Genomic DNA, 2,942 nt, shown 5'->3' on the forward strand with positions numbered 1-2,942 from the left:
ACAGGAACTTGACCTCTACACCAGACCCGAAACATATCTAAAAGGCGGGTCAAATCTCGGTGGAAATACCGGGTCAGTTCTCAGTGGAAATCAACACACTGTCGGCCCGCAGTTCTCCTGCGCAGTGGAGCAATTCGTAATCATCAAGCCGCCGCCAGCGACCTTGTCTACGGTCAGTTGGGCGGCCTGGCTGCGTACCGACGAAGCGAGGATCTGACTAAGCAAGGCCGCGCCCGCAGCCTCCGTGCGAGCTGTCTTTATGAACATGCTGGGATCGATGATACGCCACTGCGCGACAGTTGAGACGGTAATAAATTCGTTACCAGAAGTCGGAACTTGGATCGCGTCTGCTATCAGCGACATAACACGTTTATCCAGTCGGAATACCTCGTCGAGAACCGGCCACTTCAAGTACAAGCCTGTGTCGTCATCGATCACTTGAACAATGTTTCCCATACGTACGACCACGACCTGCTCAACACCCCGCACTAGAAAGGTCGAGCTGTTCATAAAGATGGAGAGCAAGACAACGCTGACAAAGATCGCGATGAATCTGTTCTGAGACATGACAGTTACTCACCTTTTTCGAGGCCAATATTGAGCAAAGGTAGGGGCGGGACGCTATTATCTTGGGTGAGAAGGAGCGATTTCACTTTCGGAAGCACCTCCTCCATCACTTGAACGTAGAGCGTAGTTTTCACGACCGTCGGGGCCTTGCGATAGGCTTCGTTGAATACAGCGAACTCTGTAATCTTGCGGTTGGCATCAGTCTGACGGCGCAGGGATTCAGCCTCCGCATCAGCCCGAATGGCCGCGGCCTGTCCCATGGCCGCGGCGATTTCCCCTCCCGCCGTCCGCTTAGCTTCGCTTATGCGCCGCTCTCTTTCCTGCCGGGCCTCGTTGACCTTGTCAAAGGCCGGGCGGACGCCAGCTGGCGGGGTTATTTCGCGTATCTCAACCGTCTTGACGTCGATGCCCGTGTGAAAGCTGTCGAGATAGGCCTGTAGCTTGGACTTAGCGCTAGCCGCGATCATCTGTCCGGACGTGGTATAAAGCGATCCGCTCTGGCTGCGCCCAACGATCTCGCGCACAATCGCTTCAGAGGAAGACCGAACGAATTGATCTGTATCTCGGACGGAGGAGAGATAGGCGATCGGATCCTGGACCTGATAGTGGATCGCCATAGCGATCTCTACGATGTTCAGGTCAGCGGTTATCATGCTCCTCTCAGCACTCAAGTGCTCTTCCGAGACGCTTTCGTTTCCTTCACTGCGGTAGCCAAATTCCTGGACTATGATTTTGCTTGCCGAGACCTTCTCGATGTAGTCCATGCCGAATGGCAGCTTGAAATGCAGACCCGGTTCGAGGATTCCCGCAAGTGTTCCAAACCGTGCTCTCAGACCAACCTCATCGTAATTGATAATCGAAACGGAGGACTGCAAAAAGATTGCGCCAAACAGAGCTACTCCGGACATGATCCCGACACGATGAGTGACAGGCCCATGAATACTGACGGCTTCGGCTGCTGCTGCTGTCATTTCATGCCTCCAATTTGATCCGATGGTCGTGAAGTGCTAGGGAAAGGGCGGTCACAAGCCTCGTTAGGCGTTCTCTAGTGCGTTCGGTGCCGAGCGCAGTCGCTGCACCGTCCACGGTGTCGGTGAAAGTGATTGCGATTTCTGGCCCCTGAAGAACGACAGGACTAAACGGCGTTAAGCAGTGCCTGAGTGAATACTGAGCTTGAATACCACCACTACGCCCAGCAGCGACCGAGCAAATCGCAACCGGTTTGCCGCGAAGCGGTTTGGAGTCGTGGCGGCTGATCCAATCGAGCGCGTTCTTCAGTACACCTGAGGTGTTCTTGTTGTATTCGGGCGTGGCAAAAAGAACAGCGTCCGACCAGGCAATGTCCGCCAGCAAGCATTCGACGGCCGGAGCTATTGTGCCGGAAGTCTCTATATCCTCGTCAAACAGCGGTAGCCGGAGGTCCGCCAACCTGAAGGCGCTAACGAGCGGGCAGGTTCCTGCCCCCTTTAGCAGCCGGGTGTTCAAGCTCTCCTTTCTTAGCGAGCCGGAAATGCCAAGCAGTTTCATACCATTTCCTCCCGTGCTGGCTCACTTGTCGGCGTGCATGACCGCACCAGCAGATTCACACAGACTAAAAGGCCGAGCCCGACGAGAGCGAGGACCGTGTAAATCTCCCTCGCCGCCCCCATCTGGATCACTGCACCCAGGAGTACGGCAGCGAATTGGGTTCCCAGTGCACCCGAGATTAGGCCAGCGCTGGAAAACATCGCCCCATGGCTGTCGGACGTCGATACGACAATCGCCAGCAGTGACGGAAAGACCACGCCGACCGCCACACCGAATGCGACATTGGCCACGTAAAGCTGCGGGTATTCGGTATACTCCGGCATGAATACAATTAGTGCCAGCGCTATCGCGACGGCGACAGAGAGCACTTGGCGCATGATATCCCGGGCAGCGAGCCAGCTGAGAACCATGCGCGAAACGATAATCCCCGACAGAAAACCGATAAGAATGTCGCGTGCCTTGTCGACGCCGATTCCGGGTAAAGGTGCAGCATAGGTGACAAACCAGTAGGTATGCCCGTATTCGAAGGCATGGTGAAGAAAGCTAACTACCGAGAACCATATCAAGACCGGATTGAGGAGTGCTGACAGCCGCGGTCTCGTCGACGGGCCTGCCGTGTCCTTCGCCTGCCGTGTGGAAGGCAAGGGAGCGCCAAAATCCAGGAAAATAACTAGGCCGGTGAAAAGCACGAGCCCGGCCTCCAAGGAAAGCAATGCGTCACGCCATCCGGACGTATCCTCGGAACCGGAGTAAGCGGCAAGCTGAGACCGTTCAGCGCGTGTAATTCCAGGGCATGAGTGCATCGAGATCGCTGCTGGGCCAACCATTGGCTATGCGCTCGAGTGTCT

The 2,942-nt window shown here is 55.7% G+C and carries 4 protein-coding genes; all 4 read right to left on the reverse strand.

Translation table 11 applies throughout. The annotated features are described in order from the left end of the window. Positions 1 to 90: 90 nt before the first annotated feature. From ACQZ5K_RS26860 to ACQZ5K_RS26875, 4 genes are read right to left on the reverse strand one after another with little or no spacing between them, the layout of a single operon-like run. A complete protein-coding gene (locus tag ACQZ5K_RS26860) occupies positions 91 to 567 on the reverse strand; it encodes an SPFH domain-containing protein (RefSeq protein ID WP_448742063.1) in 477 nt (158 codons plus the stop codon). Positions 568 to 572: 5 nt separating this feature from the next. Continuing rightward, positions 573 to 1,538 carry an FtsH protease activity modulator HflK gene (hflK, locus tag ACQZ5K_RS26865; RefSeq protein ID WP_448742064.1) on the reverse strand — a complete coding sequence of 322 codons (966 nt, stop codon included), beginning with the start codon at positions 1,536 to 1,538 and terminating at the stop codon, positions 573 to 575. A gap of 1 nt (position 1,539) precedes the next feature. Continuing rightward, positions 1,540 to 2,094: an NADPH-dependent FMN reductase gene (locus ACQZ5K_RS26870; protein ID WP_448742065.1), complete on the reverse strand. Its 555-nt coding sequence runs from the start codon at positions 2,092 to 2,094 to the stop codon at positions 1,540 to 1,542. Continuing rightward, a complete protein-coding gene (locus ACQZ5K_RS26875; protein ID WP_448742066.1) occupies positions 2,091 to 2,783 on the reverse strand; it encodes an MFS transporter in 693 nt (230 codons plus the stop codon). The genes ACQZ5K_RS26870 and ACQZ5K_RS26875 overlap by 4 nt, the downstream gene beginning before the upstream one ends. Positions 2,784 to 2,942: the final 159 nt, after the last annotated feature.

Source organism: Agrobacterium sp. 22-226-1 (assembly GCF_053522345.1).

Coding starts and splice junctions, on each gene's coding strand:
- ACQZ5K_RS26860 (WP_448742063.1), bottom strand. CDS start 567: ATGTCTCAGAACAGATTCATCGCGATCTTTGTCAGCGTTGTCTTGCTC.
- hflK (WP_448742064.1), bottom strand. CDS start 1,538: ATGACAGCAGCAGCAGCCGAAGCCGTCAGTATTCATGGGCCTGTCACT.
- ACQZ5K_RS26870 (WP_448742065.1), bottom strand. CDS start 2,094: ATGAAACTGCTTGGCATTTCCGGCTCGCTAAGAAAGGAGAGCTTGAAC.